Origin of the sequence: Nonomuraea glycinis (assembly GCF_014646515.1) — a bacterium.
Lineage (GTDB): Bacteria > Actinomycetota > Actinomycetes > Streptosporangiales > Streptosporangiaceae > Nonomuraea > Nonomuraea glycinis.
On the sequence record NZ_BMNK01000004.1, the window covers coordinates 253,212 to 266,724 of the forward strand.

Annotated in this window: 14 protein-coding genes; 10 read left to right on the forward strand and 4 right to left on the reverse strand. The window is 72.3% G+C overall.

What is annotated here, in order from left to right; translation table 11 throughout:
• Positions 1 to 232 precede the first annotated feature (232 nt).
• The 5 genes from IEY87_RS14620 to IEY87_RS14645 all read left to right on the forward strand — a co-directional run bounded on the left by IEY87_RS14620 (position 233) and on the right by IEY87_RS14645 (position 6,550).
• Positions 233 to 1,588, forward strand: a complete 1,356-nt coding sequence (locus IEY87_RS14620) for an MFS transporter (protein WP_189139166.1) — start codon at positions 233 to 235, stop codon at positions 1,586 to 1,588.
• A gap of 112 nt (positions 1,589 to 1,700) precedes the next feature.
• The gene (locus tag IEY87_RS14625) at positions 1,701 to 2,585 is read left to right on the forward strand and encodes a hypothetical protein (protein ID WP_189139167.1); all 885 of its coding nucleotides are present in this window, start codon (positions 1,701 to 1,703) and stop codon (positions 2,583 to 2,585) included.
• The gene (locus tag IEY87_RS14630) at positions 2,582 to 3,679 is read left to right on the forward strand and encodes a hypothetical protein (protein ID WP_189139168.1); all 1,098 of its coding nucleotides are present in this window, start codon (positions 2,582 to 2,584) and stop codon (positions 3,677 to 3,679) included. The genes IEY87_RS14625 and IEY87_RS14630 overlap by 4 nt, the downstream gene beginning before the upstream one ends.
• A gap of 154 nt (positions 3,680 to 3,833) precedes the next feature.
• Positions 3,834 to 5,261, forward strand: a complete 1,428-nt coding sequence (locus IEY87_RS14640; RefSeq protein WP_189139169.1) for a hypothetical protein — start codon at positions 3,834 to 3,836, stop codon at positions 5,259 to 5,261.
• Positions 5,258 to 6,550: an AAA domain-containing protein gene (locus IEY87_RS14645; RefSeq protein ID WP_225277332.1), complete on the forward strand. Its 1,293-nt coding sequence runs from the start codon at positions 5,258 to 5,260 to the stop codon at positions 6,548 to 6,550. The genes IEY87_RS14640 and IEY87_RS14645 overlap by 4 nt, the downstream gene beginning before the upstream one ends.
• Positions 6,551 to 6,660: 110 nt before the next feature.
• Here the strand turns inward: IEY87_RS14645 and IEY87_RS14650 are convergent, their stop codons facing one another.
• Positions 6,661 to 7,590 carry a GNAT family N-acetyltransferase gene (locus tag IEY87_RS14650; protein WP_189139171.1) on the reverse strand — a complete coding sequence of 310 codons (930 nt, stop codon included), beginning with the start codon at positions 7,588 to 7,590 and terminating at the stop codon, positions 6,661 to 6,663.
• Between the two features lie 50 nt (positions 7,591 to 7,640).
• Between IEY87_RS14650 and IEY87_RS14655 the strand changes: the two genes are divergently transcribed.
• From IEY87_RS14655 to IEY87_RS14665, 3 genes are all read left to right on the forward strand, one after another.
• Positions 7,641 to 7,976, forward strand: a complete 336-nt coding sequence (locus tag IEY87_RS14655) for an STAS domain-containing protein (RefSeq protein ID WP_189139172.1) — start codon at positions 7,641 to 7,643, stop codon at positions 7,974 to 7,976.
• Between the two features lie 72 nt (positions 7,977 to 8,048).
• A complete protein-coding gene (locus tag IEY87_RS14660; RefSeq protein WP_189139173.1) occupies positions 8,049 to 8,594 on the forward strand; it encodes a TetR/AcrR family transcriptional regulator in 546 nt (181 codons plus the stop codon).
• A gap of 115 nt (positions 8,595 to 8,709) precedes the next feature.
• Positions 8,710 to 9,132 carry an ATP-binding protein gene (locus IEY87_RS14665; protein ID WP_225277367.1) on the forward strand — a complete coding sequence of 141 codons (423 nt, stop codon included), beginning with the start codon at positions 8,710 to 8,712 and terminating at the stop codon, positions 9,130 to 9,132.
• On the opposite strand, the gene IEY87_RS46670 is transcribed toward IEY87_RS14665, so the two are convergent.
• The gene (locus IEY87_RS46670; RefSeq protein ID WP_263652091.1) at positions 9,119 to 9,253 is read right to left on the reverse strand and encodes a hypothetical protein; all 135 of its coding nucleotides are present in this window, start codon (positions 9,251 to 9,253) and stop codon (positions 9,119 to 9,121) included. The genes IEY87_RS14665 and IEY87_RS46670 overlap by 14 nt on opposite strands.
• A gap of 80 nt (positions 9,254 to 9,333) precedes the next feature.
• A complete protein-coding gene (locus IEY87_RS14670; protein WP_189139175.1) occupies positions 9,334 to 10,293 on the reverse strand; it encodes a Ppx/GppA family phosphatase in 960 nt (319 codons plus the stop codon).
• 104 nt (positions 10,294 to 10,397) lie between these two features.
• On the opposite strand from IEY87_RS14670, the gene IEY87_RS14675 reads away from it, so the two are divergent.
• Both IEY87_RS14675 and IEY87_RS14680 read left to right on the forward strand, forming a co-directional pair.
• A complete protein-coding gene (locus IEY87_RS14675) occupies positions 10,398 to 11,321 on the forward strand; it encodes a formylglycine-generating enzyme family protein (RefSeq protein WP_189139176.1) in 924 nt (307 codons plus the stop codon).
• 4 nt (positions 11,322 to 11,325) lie between these two features.
• The gene (locus IEY87_RS14680; protein WP_189139177.1) at positions 11,326 to 12,471 is read left to right on the forward strand and encodes a UDP-N-acetylglucosamine--N-acetylmuramyl-(pentapeptide) pyrophosphoryl-undecaprenol N-acetylglucosamine transferase; all 1,146 of its coding nucleotides are present in this window, start codon (positions 11,326 to 11,328) and stop codon (positions 12,469 to 12,471) included.
• Positions 12,472 to 12,619: 148 nt separating this feature from the next.
• Here the strand turns inward: IEY87_RS14680 and IEY87_RS14685 are convergent, their stop codons facing one another.
• Positions 12,620 to 13,495: a hypothetical protein gene (locus IEY87_RS14685; RefSeq protein ID WP_225277331.1), complete on the reverse strand. Its 876-nt coding sequence runs from the start codon at positions 13,493 to 13,495 to the stop codon at positions 12,620 to 12,622.
• Between the last annotated feature and the right edge of the window lie 18 nt (positions 13,496 to 13,513).

Genomic DNA, 13,513 nt, shown 5'->3' on the forward strand with positions numbered 1-13,513 from the left:
ACTAGTGAGTTAGTCATAGCACCCCGGCGGCGGGCGGTGAAGAGGTGCGCCGCATCCTCTTGACACCCGTTGGCCGTCACAGGAGCATGACGGCACATAATTAACTATCTAGTTCGTAACTACATCCGGCGGGCTTGCGTACGCGATCGGCGGTGCGTGACGGGGGACCACCGAACCGCGCGAAAGCCGCCCAGAACCACACTCAGATCCGCACAGAGCGCAAGGAGCCCTCGTGACCGATCAACCCCCCAGCATCCCGCAAGGCACCCCCCGCAAGGCGGCCACCGCGGCCTGGATCGGCAGCGCGCTGGAGTACTACGACTTCTTCATCTACGGCAGCGCCGCGGCCCTGATCTTCTCCAGGGTCTTCTTCGACGAATCCGATCCCGCCACCGCGACGCTCCAGTCGCTGGCCAGCTTCGGCGTCGCGTACGCGGCCCGGCCGGTCGGCGCCTTCTTCCTCGGCCACGTGGGCGACAGATTCGGCCGCAAGAAGATCATGGTGTTCACGCTCATCCTGATGGGAATATCGACCTTCCTCATCGGATGCCTGCCCACCCGCGACCAGATCGGCGGCCTCGCCCCGGTGCTGCTGGTCGTCCTGCGGGTGCTCCAGGGCCTGTCGGCGGCCGGCGAGCAGGCCAGCGCCAACTCCATGAGCCTGGAGCACGCCCCCGCCCATCGCCGCGGCTACTACACGAGCTTCACACTCAACGGCACGCAGTTCGGGCAGATCCTGGCGACCGTCGTGTTCATCCCGGTGGCCGCGCTGCCGGAGGAACAACTGCTGACCTGGGGGTGGCGGATTCCGTTCTGGCTGAGTTTCGTCGTCGCCGTGGCCGGGTGGATCATCCGCCGCAGGCTTGAGGAGACGCCGGCCTTCGAGCGCGAGGTCGCCGCGGGGACGGTGCCCAGAATGCCGCTGTCGCTGCTGTTCCGCGACCACTGGGCGAGCGTGCTGCGAGTGGTGTGCGCGGCGCTGATCGCCACCGTCAGCACCATCTTCACCGTCTGGGCGCTCAGCTACGCCACCAGCGACGCCGTCGGCCTGGACCGGGCCACCATGCTCTGGATCAGCACCGCCGCCAACGCCACCGCCCTGCTGGCCATCCCGCTGTGGGCCATGCTCTCCGACCGCATCGGCCGCAAGCCCGTCTTCCTCATCGGCGCCGTCGGCAGCCCTTTGATGATCTTCGCTTACCTGGCGGCGATCAACTCGAAGAGCTACCCGCTCATCTTCCTCGTCGGCATCCTCACCCTCGGCGTCGTCTACAGCGCGTCCAACGGGATCTGGCCCGCACTGTACGGCGAGATGTTCACCACCAAGGTCCGGCTGTCGGGCATGGCGATCGGCACGCAGATCGGGTTCGCCATCGCGGGCTTCGCGGTCGCCTCGGCCGCCGGGATCGTCTCCCCGTCCGGCTGGCTCGGCCTCCAGGGCTGGGGCGGAGTCGCCATCTTCACCGGCGTTCTCTGTGCGATCAGCGCCATCGCGGTGGCGACCGCGCGGGAGACGTACCGGACGCCGACCGAGCATCTCGGGCTCGACCCGTCCGAGCAGCGGCCGAACGCCACGACGCCGGCCTGACGCCACGCCCGGTGCTTCCGGGGCCCGCCCTGGAATGGCATCCCCGGAAGCACCGGCGGCACGATGTACTGAAATTGCTGGTAATTACTGGAACTATTGGTACGCTCGCGCCATGAGTGACCGGCTGGACGATCTCGAGAGGCGGATCGACGAGCTCCGGGCCGGCGTGCGCACGGCGATGCGCGCCAGGGACACCGCCACGGCCAGGACCCTGCGCGCGGAGCTGCGCACCGCCGAGCGCACCTGGGACACTCTGGTCAGCGGCGACGGCCCGGCCACGGAGCACGGCCCGCCGGCCGGGAACGTACCGGAGGAGAGCGGGCAGGGCGCGCCGCGGCGGGCCCGCGCCCACGGCGCGGCGGCCAGGCGCGGTGACGGGCCGCGGCTGGTGACCGTGCGCGAGCAGGTGCACCAGGCGCTGGCCCTGCTCGACGCCCCCGCGCAGGCCCGGCTCATCGTCGCCGTGAGCCAGGCGTTCTTCGCCGGCTCCATCCGCAGCCCTCAGCTCACCAGCCTGCGCCGCGACGAGGAGCGGTCCTTCCGGTCCTCGCCGTACGGCAGGCCGTACTACCTGTGCGCGGCGCTCACCGACCGCCTCTCCCCCGCCCGCGGCCTGCTCACGGTCAGTACGTGGCCCGCCGAGCGCAGGGTCGTGGGCCCGCTCAGCCCTCGCGTCGACTTCCTCACCTGCGCCTTACGGGTGGCGCGGCACCTCGGCGGGCTGCCGGGCTCCTTACCGGACGGCGACCGGCTGCTGGCCAGGATGGCCCGCAACATCCCCGGCGCGGGCGACGACGCGTTCGGTCCGCCGGATCCCGGCCGGGTGGTCGAGGCGGCCCGCCGGGAGCTGCGCGTGCACACCCGCCGCGACACGCGGGACCGGGCCCAGCTGGCGAAACGCGCGACATCCCAGCTGGATGACGTGGCCGCGCTGTTCGGCGCCGCTACGCTGAGCACCGTCGCCAAGGAAAGTTCCACGATGAGAGGCGGCCGATGAACCGGCTTGACGCGCTGCGCGGCACGACGCCGCAGAAGCCGCACGACGCCCGGGCGATCGCGGCGCTCGCCGCCAACCCCGGCTGCTCCCGCAGGGCTCTGATGGACGGGGCCGGGATCGACAAGGACGCCGCCGCGCGGCACCTGGGGTTCCCCGCGCCGTTCGGGCAGTCGCCGTTCGCGATCACGCGCGGCAACGCGTTCGAGGCGCTGGTCAAGGCCGACGGCTGCGCCGAGCTGCTGCGGATGCTGCGTGACCTGCTCGGCCTGCCGATCGCGGAGGTGGCCTACCACGACGTCGAGAACGTCGGCGCGCACCTGCGGCACACCCACACCAGGACGCTGATCGACCGCGCCGTCCGGCAGGAGGACGCGGGCACCGTCTACGACCATCCCCTGTTCACCCTGGACATCGCCGGGCACACCGCCTACCTGGAGCCCGACGTGGTCGCCTTCCAGCTCGGCGGGCGGTTCCACATCGTGGAGATCAAGTCGTTCGCGGTGATCGACGGGCAGGCGGACCCGGCCGCGGTGGCGGCGGCCGCGCGGCAGGCGGCCGTGTACGTGCTGGCACTGCGCGGACTGCTGGCGGAGCTGGGGCACGACCCGCTCCGGGTGTCGCACGAGGTGGTGCTGGTCTGCCCGGAGAACTTCGCCAACCGGCCGGTGGCGACGCTGGTGGACGTGCGCCGGGAGCTCGCGGTGCTGCGCCGCCAGCTCACCCGGATGACGACCCTGGACCGGCTGCTGGACGGGCTGCCGGACGACCTGACGTTCGACCTGCTGCCGGGTGAGGACGGGCTGCCCACCAGGCCGGTCGCCGAGCTGGCCGACGCGGTGCGCGGGGCGGCGGCCCGCTACGCGCCCGACTGCCTGTCCACCTGCGACCTGTGCTTCTTCTGCCGGGACGAGGCCAGGCAGGAGGGCGCCTCCGACCTGCTCGGCCGGCACGTCCGTGACGAGCTGGGCGGGGTGGCCTCCGTCGGCGAGGTGCTCGGCCTGGCCGACGGCACCCGCGACGCCGCCGCCGGCCAGGAGGAGATCGCCCGGCTCCTGCGCAACGCCGAACGCCTGCGCCGGGAGTGCCTCACGTGACCCCGCCCCACCAGGCCATCCGCCGCGCAGCCGATCGCGCCGCCCGCCGTGTTGCCGCCCGCGCCGCCCGCCGCGTTGCCGCCCGCGATGGTCGCCGCGTTGCCTGCCGGGAGGCGGCGCCGGCTCGCCGCGCCGTGCGCCGGAGGGGGCCGGCATGAGTCTGCTCACCTCGCTGGCCCGGCTGCGGGCCCTCGACGAGGGCATCGCGCAGCCGATCGCGACCGTCCGGCACTGTCATGTGTCGGCCCGGCCCATGGTGTTCATCCCGCTCAAGCTGTCGGGCGAGGCCGCCGCGCCGCTGGCCGCCATGCTCGGCACCGACCGCGACGAGCCCCGGCTGCTGGTCGTGCCCCAGCCGCGCAACCGGGACCTGCGGTTCGCCTGGGCCGCCGAACTGGCCGGGGTGCTGGTGCCGTACATCGAGACCTTTCTGGCGAGCACCGAGACGGTGGCGCGCAAGAACGCCGACCCCTACGAGCGGGCGGTGGACGCGCCGCAGCTCGTGCTGCCGAACCGGGCGGGGGTGGCATTCACCCGGCTGCTGGGGCGCTCGACCCGCTTCCGGAGCCTCGACGGGCCGTACCCGGTGCCGATGGGGGTGCCGCTGCTGGGGCGGTGGCTGACGTACTTCGCCGAGCGCGCCGCCTACCCGGGCTCGTCGCTGACGCTGTGCGCGACCGACGAGCTCGGCCGGCACTGGGCGAGCGGGCAGAGCGCGCTGGAGGACGCCAACCTGGCCGCGCTGGTCTCCTGGATCACCGAGGGGCCGAACGACGACGCCGAGGACCCGCTGATCTGGCCGCCCGCGGGGCCGGCGACAGATCCGGGTTTCGACGCCGAGGTGCTCGCGCCGGCGATCGAGAGCGAGTCGGCCGAACGCGTCACCGAGGCGCTGCGCACCCAGCTCGCACCCACCTGGCGGCTCATGTGGCGCGCGCTCGACCTGCTGCGCGGCCTGCGGGAGGGCGCCGGCGTGGCGCAGCGGTGGGAGCAGGACCGCGCCTCCTTCAGCGGCATGGCCGCCCAGGTCACCGAGGGCGGGCCGCCGCAGGCCAGGCGTGACGGCGCGATCGCGGCGGCCGCCCGGCTGGCCCGGATGGAGCGCGCCCAGGCCGCCTACGACGTGCAGCGCGCCTACGACGACCCGCTGATCATGGCCGAGTACCGCCTGACGGGCGAGGCGTTCGCGGGCGAGGTGGTGGAGAACGATCCGGACAACACCGAGGGCGAGGGCCGTTCGCGCAAGCTCCGCCCGCTGGTCGTGATCAAGACCGACGATCCGGTACGGCTCGCGCCGGGCACCGCCCTGGGCACGCCGGAGCGGCGCGGCCAGGGCGCGCAGCTGGTGTCGGCGCGCGACGGCCTGGTCACCATCAAGATCACCAAAGGGATGGGCCGGGCCAAGACGCCCGCCCCCGGCTCGGTGCCGGAGGTGGGCGAGCGGGTCTGCTACACCTCGCTCACCGACGACTTCCAGGGCTCACCGGCTCTGCCGGACCCGGAGGCGACCCCGTGGACGCACGGCGGCCCGCCCCAGACGTACGTGCCCACCGACGAGGACGCTCAAGAGGAGTGGTCGTGACCGTGCAGCCGGCCGGCCCCACCCCGGAGCAGGTCATCCAGGCCGTGCTCGCCGACCTGCCGCGCCACCGCGGCGTGGTGGTCGACTCGCCGCCGGGCGCCGGCAAGTCCACCCTGGTCGTACGGGCGGCGGCGCACATCGCCGGGACCGGCGAGCCGCTGATGATCGTGGCCCAGACCAACGAGCAGGTCGACGACCTGGTGGCGCGCATCAGCGACAAGCACCCGAGGCTGACCGTGGGCCGGCTGTCGGCGGGCGGCTACGTGCCGCCGGCCCGGATGCTGGAGCTGCCCGGCGTCACCGTCGGCACCCGCGTCCAGGACCTGGGCGATCCCGACATCGTCATCGCCACCGCGGACAAGTGGGCGTGGATCTCCGGCCGGGTGTGGCCGTGGGCGATCGTGGACGAGGCCTACCAGATGCGCTCGGACAAGCTGCTGCGCATCGCCGGGCTGTTCGAGCGGGCGCTGTTCGTCGGCGACCCGGGCCAGTTGGACCCGTTCTCCATCGTGGACGGCGACCGGTGGTCGGGGCTGTCGTGGGACCCGTTGCAGAGCGCGGTCTCGGTGCTGCTGCGGCACAACCCGGACCTGCCGGTGCACCGGCTGCCGGTGTCGTGGCGGCTGCCCGCCTCGGCTGCGCCGGTGGTGTCGGGGGCGTTCTACCCGTTCACCGGCTTCACCTCGGGCACCGGGCCGCAGGATCGGCACCTGGAGCTGGCCACCGGCGGCATGGGCACGGTGCACGACCGGGCGCTGGAGGAGGCGGCCCGGTCCGGGTGGGCGCTGCTGGAGCTGCCCAACCGGCACACCGTGCGTACCGACGGCGAGGCCGTGGAGGCGGTGGCCCTGCTGGCCGAGCGGCTGCTGCAGCGCGGTGCCGTGGCGACCTCGGAGCAGGGCGAGCGGCCCGTGACGGCCGACCGGATCGCGGTCGGCGCCGCCCACCGCGACCAGGTGGCGGCGATCAGGAGCGCGGGGCTGCCGCGGGAGATCACGGTCGACACCGCCAACCGGCTGCAGGGCCGCGAGTACGACGTCACCATCGTGCTGCACCCGCTGTCGGGACGCCGCGACGCCACCGCGTTCCACCTGGAGTCGGGGCGCCTGTGCGTGCTGACCTCGCGGCACCGGCACGCCTGCGTGGTGGTGGCCAGGGCGGGCATCGCCGAACTGCTGGACGCCCACCCCTCGGCGGAGCCGGTGCAGCTCGGCGCGCCGGTGAAGTTCCCCGACGGCTGGGAGGCCAACCAGTCGGTGCTGGACCACCTGGCCGCGCACCGCGTCTAGATCTTGCGCCGTCGCACGCCATAGCGTCCGAAGCTTGCGCCGTCGCGCGTCATAGCGTCCGAAGCTTGCGCCGTCGCGTCCAGAGCGCGTGTCGTCACACGCCCGCGCGTTCAGATCTTGCGGCGCCAGACGTCGATGGTCAGGACCGGGCGCATGCCCGCCGACTCGTACAGGCCGAGCGCGGGGGTGACGTTGTTGGAGTCCACGTGCAGGATCGTGCCCTTGCGGCCGCGGGCGGCGTCCGCGGCGAAGGCGCGGCGCAGCAGGAGCTTGCCGAGCCCGCGTCCCCGGAACTCGGGCAGCACCGCCAGCGTGGCGACGTAGCCGCACTGCTGGTCGATGACGAACTGGTCGTTGCCGTGCACCATCGCCGCCGGGCGGCCGTCGATCCTGGCCAGGATGAGCTGGCTCCAGTCGTTGGCGCTCTGCTGCTGCCTGCGCTCGAACCACAGGTCGTAGTCGCTGGGGACGAAGCCGTAGTGGTCGGCGAAGCCTTCCTGCTGCACCCGGTGCGCCTCGCGGCGGACCTCGTCGCTCAGTCCGGTGTGCAGGGTGAGACCCGGCGGCTCGGCGGGCGGCTCGACGGGCCCGTCGAAGTCGATGCGCATGCGGGAGAAGCTGGTGCTGGGCTCGAAGCCGTACTTCTTGGCCAGCGCGCGCTTGGTCTCGTCGGCGCGGTAGGCGACCACGTCGACCGTGGCGGTGTCGTGGCCGCGCTCGCGGGCGAGCTCGCGGGCCCGCTCCAGGACGACGGGCCAGAGCCGCTCGGCCAGGCCGTCGACGCCCGGCCGGACGCTGACCTCGATCTCCACCAGGTCGCTGTCGCCCGGCCCGACCGCCCACGCCCAGGCGAGGAGGCGGCCGTCGGCGTCGTGCGCCAGCCAGGCGTCCTGGTCGAGATCGAGCTTCGGCTCGGCCAGCACCTCCTCGATGTCGCCGAGCGTGGTGTCGGACACGCCGAGCGCCGCCACGTCGCATGCCGCACTGAGCTCGTGAATCGCGGCGGCATCCTCGGCCCGCGGCCGCCTGATGATGTGCATGCGGGTGATTCTCCACAAAACGCCTACCGCCTGCCTCTCATTTTCCTTCCATGGATAGGCTGTGGGACGTGCTCGACAAGACACCGCTACGCATTGAGATCGCCTCGCCCGCTCCGGGGACGATCCAGATCGCGCTCAGCGGTGACCTCGACTTCGACACGGCGGCGGAGCTCACGTCCCTCCCCGTGGACGGCTACGACCGGGTGGACGTCGATCTGTCCGGCCTGGCCTTCATCGACTCCTCGGGGCTGGCCTCGCTGGTCCGCCTGCAGCAGGCCGTGGCCAAGACCGGCGCGGTGCTGCGCGTGGTGGCGCTGACCCCCTATGTGCGCAGCCTGATGCGGATGACGGCGCTGGACCGGCTGTTCGGCATCCCGCCGGCCTGATCTTGCTTACCTGCCGCCCGGCAGGTGACTAAGCTGGGGGATCTCATCTCCGGCCGTCGAGACAGGTGCGTAGTGCGGGAAGACACCCGGTCCCGGATCCAGGAGGTCGCCCTCGAGCTCTTCACCGAGCAGGGGTACGAAGCGACGTCGCTGCGGGAGATCGCCGAGGAGCTCGGCGTGACGAAGGCCGCGGTCTACTACCACTTCAAGACCAAGGACGAGATCGTGGCCAGCCTGGCCGAGCTGTGGGCGGCCGAGATGGACGGCCTGCTGAGCTGGGTCAGGTCGCAGCCCAAGACCGCGCCGATGCGGCGCGAGCTGCTCCTGCGCTACGCGGCCAAGCTGCGCGAGCCCCGCTACGTGGGGATCGCCCGGTTCCTGGAGCGCAACCAGACGGCGCTGCGCCATCATCCGAGAATCTTCCGGATGCGCGAGGTGCTGGTGGAGCTGGTCGGCGAGATGAGCGAGCCCGGCATGTCCACGACCACCCGGGTCAGCCGCTTCATGGCCCTGTACACCTTGCACGCCGGGAAGTGGGTGGCGGGCGACGGGCCGCTCGCCGAGCAGGACCTCGCGGAGGCCTCGATCGAGGTGGCGCTCGGTCTCCTGGAGCCGTAGGGAGCCGTAGGAGGCCGTAGAGGGCTGTGGCGCGGGTGGCGCCGGTGACGATTGCCAGGCCAGATCTTGGGCAGAAGGGTCGCACGGCGAGTGGGAAGGAAACGCGGTGGAGACGATGATCGCGCTCCGGCTGCCCAGGGACGCGGCGAGTGTGCCGCTGATCAGGCAGATGCTGGACGGCACACTGCGATCGCTGGGCGTGGACGAGCAGATCCGCGACGACATCGAGCTCATGCTCAGCGAGGCGTGCTCCAACGTGGTCAGGCACGCCCAGCCCAGTGACGATTACACGGTCAGTGTCACCGTCTACGACGACCTCTGCGTGATCAAGGTGATCGACACGGGCGGCGGCTTCGACGCCGCCGCCGTGCGTGAGCCCTCGCCCGGCTCGGAGCACGGCCGCGGGCTGCAGATCATGCGTGCGCTCGCCGATGACGTCCGCTTCACCAACAGGCGGGAGAACGGCGCGGTGGTGTGCCTGGAGAAGAAGCTCCGCTTCGCCCCGGGGGCGGCGGGGCCGCACTTCATGACGACCTAGCCGTCAGGCCCGCCATGACGGCGAGCCAGATGATCACGACCACCGAGATGAGGACCACGGCCAGGAACGACAGGATGAGGGCGATCACCAAAGAGGCGAACGCGCCGAGCAGTGTCCACATCCGCGAAAAGTGCCCCCGATGGACCTCTCTTATGCTGTTTCTCCACCGCTAACTGGGCGTTATATGAGGATATTTCGCCCTTACCTGGTGGCGGTGTTGTGCGGATCGAGGCTGCTCGGCAGCATGTCCAGCCGGCGCAGTATCACCCCTTCACGCAGCGCCCACGGGCACACCTCCAGCCGGTCCACCTCGTACAGGTCCATGACGGCGTCGGCCACGACCGCACCCGCGGCGAGCTGCGCCGCCCGCCCTTCGGACACGCCCGGCAGGCCCGCGCGCTCGGCGGCGCTCATGGTGGTGAGCTCCGCCGCCCAGCGGGCGCTGTCCTGCCTCGTCAGCGAGCGCGAGACGTAGAGGCCGTCGCCCGAGGGCGCCGCACCGGCGATCCTGGCGAGTTGCTTGAACGTCTTGGAGGTGGCCACGGCCCGGTCGGGCCGGCCGTGTCTGACGACGTCCCTGACCGTGCGCGCGATCTCGCCGCGGACGTGCTTACGCAGGCTCCGCGCCTCCTCGGCGGTGGGCGGGTCCTCGGTGAGCCGGTCGCGGGTCAGCCGCCCCGCGCCGAGCGGCAGGGACACGGCCGCGTCGGGCTCCTCGTCGACCCCGGAGGCGATCTCCAGCGAGCCGCCGCCGATGTCGAAGACGAGCAGCCGGCCGGACGACCAGCCGAACCAGCGCCGTACCGCCAGGAACGTCAGCCTCGCCTCGTCGCGCCCGGACAGCACGTCGATGCGCACCCCGCAGCGGTCGTCGATGTCGGCGAGCACCTGCTCGCCGTTCGCGGCCTCGCGCACGGCGGAGGTGGCGAAGGCCAGCAGGTCCTCCACGCCCTTGTCCTCGGCGATGCGCACCGCCTCCTCGACGAACGCGCCGAGCCGCTCGACGCCCTCGGCCGACAGGGTGTCGCCCTCGTCGAGGTGCTCGCTCAGCCGCAGCTCCTCCTTGTGCGAGTAGGCGGGGATGGGCCGGGCGCCGGGGTGGGCGTCGACGACGAGTAGGTGGACGGTGTTCGAGCCGATGTCCAGCACGCCGAGTCGCATGGCCCGACGCTACAGCTCAGCGCGCCACTCGGGGAAACCGAGTCCGCCGGATGATCAGGGCGCGAACGCCCACTACGCTTTCCGGTGACAGGTGAGGAGTGCTGATGGCAGCGTGCTGCGGTCCGAGCAGGGACGCGGCCGCCGGATCCCACCGGCCGGAGGCCGGGCGGGCCGTGGTGGTGGAGGCGGGGCGGCGCGAGCCACCGCGCGGGATGGCGCGCATCCCCGGCGGGACCTTCTGGATGGGCGGGGACGACCCGGACGGCAGGCCGGAGGACGGCGAGGGCCCGGTGCGGCAGGTGCGGCTGAGGCCGTTCCTGATCGATCCGACCTGCGTGACGAACGCGCGGTTCGCCACCTTCGTGAAGGACACCGGGTACATCACGGAGGCCGAGCGGATCGGCTGGTCGTTCGTCTTCCGGCAGTTCGCCGGGCACGGCGTCATGGACGCGAGCGTGCCGCAGGCGCCCTGGTGGGCGGGGGTCGAAGGGGCGACGTGGCGGTCGCCGGAAGGGCCCGGCTCCTCGGTGCGCGACCGGCAGAACCACCCGGTCGTGCACGTGTCGTGGCACGACGCGGCCACGTACGCGGCCTGGGCGGGCAAGCGGCTGCCGACGGAGGCCGAGTGGGAGATGGCCGCGCGCGGCGGCCTGGAGCGGGCCCGCTACCCGTGGGGGGACGAGCTGGCGCCGAAGGGCCGCCCGCGGTGCAACATCTGGCAGGGCCGCTTCCCGGGCGCGCCCAGCAAGGGCACGATGCCGGTCAAGTCGTTCCAACCCAACGGCCACGGCCTCTACAACGTGGCGGGCAACGTGTGGGAGTGGACGGCCGACTGGTGGGGCACGGCGTGGGAACCGTTCGCCGAGGACCCGTCCGGGCCCGCCGACGGCGACGCCAAGGTGATGCGCGGCGGCTCCTACCTGTGCCACGACTCCTACTGCAACCGCTACCGGGTGGCCGCGCGCACCGCCAATACTCCCGACTCCGCCACCGGGCACACGGGTTTCCGCTGTGCGGCCATAGTCTGAGCGCATGTCACGAACCCTGCGACTGCTGATCACCGGCGGCGGCACCGGTGGTCACACCTATCCGGCTCTGACGACTCTGTCGGCGATGCAGCGCCGTCAGGTGCCGCACGACGTGCTCTGGGTGGGCACGTCCGGCGGCCTGGAAGCCAAGATCACCGCCGAGCACGGGATCCCGTTCAAGGCGATCACCACGGGCAAGCTGCGCCGCCGGCCCAACCTGCGCGAGCTCGGCACCAACATCGCCGACGTGTTCCGGATCCCGGTGGGGGTGTTCCAGGCGGTCGGGCACGCCGCCCGCTACCTGCCCGACGTGGTGCTGTCCACGGGCGGCTACGTGGCGGTGCCGATCGGCGTCGCGGCCAAGCTGATCCGGCGCCCGCTGGTCATGCACGAGCAGACGACGGTGGTGGGGCTGGCCAACCGCATTCTGTCCAGGCTGGCGACCCGGATCGCGCTGTCCCACGAGTCGTCCCTGGACTACCTGCCGGCCTCGACCAGGGACAAGGCCGTGGTGACGGGCAACCCGATCAGGCCGGAGCTGCTCCAGGGCAACCGGGCGGCGGCCTACGACCTGTTCGGGCTGACGTTCGAGGTGCCGCTGATCTACGTGACGGGCGGCGCGCAGGGCAGCAAGCAGATCAACACGCTGATCCAGGAGATCCTGCCCCGGCTGCTGCCGCACGCCCAGATCGTGCACCAGTGCGGGCCCGCGTGGATCGAGCAGATGCGCTCCGTCGAGCTGCCCGCGGAGCTGGCCGACCGCTACCATCCGGTCCCTTACGTGGGCGGCGAGCTGCCCGACCTGTACGCGGCCGCCGACGTGGTGATCGCCCGCAGCGGCGCCGGCACGGTGTCGGAGCTGACCGCGATCGGCAAGCCGTCGGTGCTGATCCCGCTGATCCCGACGGGCGGTGACGAGCAGCGCAAGAACGCCGCCTACCTGGTGTCGGCGGGCGCCGCGCGCGCCCTGCTGGAGCCGCGCCCCACCGCCGAGCTGCTGCTGGCGGAGTTGATGCCGCTGCTCGCCGACCCCGGCCGGCTCGCCGCGATGGGCGAGGCGGCGCAGAAGCTGGGCCGCCTGGACGCGGCCGACGCGCTCTGCGACCTGCTGATTCAGGCAGTGGAGAGTACGGCGCGGCCCGGCGCCTGACCGAGTGGCCAGGACGACCCGCCCGGGCGCCTGACCGGGTGGACAGGACGACCCGCCCGGGCGCCTGACCGGGTGGACAGGACGACGCGGCCCGGCGCCTGACCGAGCGGACATACGACCCGGCCCGGCGCCTACCAGGCGGGGCCGGTCAGGGATCGAGGTGGCGGAAGGCCTCGTGGGCGGAGTGGAGGCTCCGCCGCAGGGCCTGGTCGAGCTGGTCGGCGTCGCGGGAGAGCCGTTCGATCTCCGGCACCGCGAAGCCGTCGGCGCCGGACTCGGCGACCAGCTCCTCATACTGGTGGATCCGGCCGCGCAGCTCCTCGATCTGCTGGTGGGCCCGGTAGGCGCGCTCGGCCTCGGCCACGTTGGCGGCGTAGCGCTCCAGCGCCTCGACCCGGGCCACCACGGCGTCCTCGCTGCTGTCGAGCGCCCTGGCGAGCGGCTCGGCGACCGCGGCCACCTCGGGGCTGATGCCGTCGGTCACGGTCTTCCTGTGCTTGGCGCGCAGCGCGGACAGCTTGGCCAGCAGCCGGGCGATCTCCCACTCCTGCGCGGGCAGCATCACCGCGTTGCGTACGTCGTCGAGCAGCCCTTCGGCGTTGACCGTCGACTCGGTCACGGCGGTGACGGCCCGGTGCGCCCGGATCAGCAGCCTGCGGGAGGACTCGTCGAGGTCGTCGGCGAGCACGTAGCGGCCCTCGTACCAGCGGAGCTGCTCGTAGATCTCGCGCTCGGCGGTGGCCTGCTCCTCCTCGCCGAGGTCGGTGTGGACCAGGGTGAGGACGAGGACGGGCGCGGCGACGAGGGCGAGCAGCAGCATGCCGAGGCCGCGGCTCATCACGGCGATGATGACCAGGAGGGCGGCCACGGTCATCACGGTGATGGTCGTGGAGCGGCCCACGCCCGCCTTGGGCGGTGGCACGGGCACCCAGCCGCGGCGCATCTTGATCAGGACGTGCTTGCTCTGTCTGATCAGTCGCGCGTCGTCCGCGGGCACCCCCGGATCTACTACCACGTCCACCACAAACTCGGATCCTAGGGG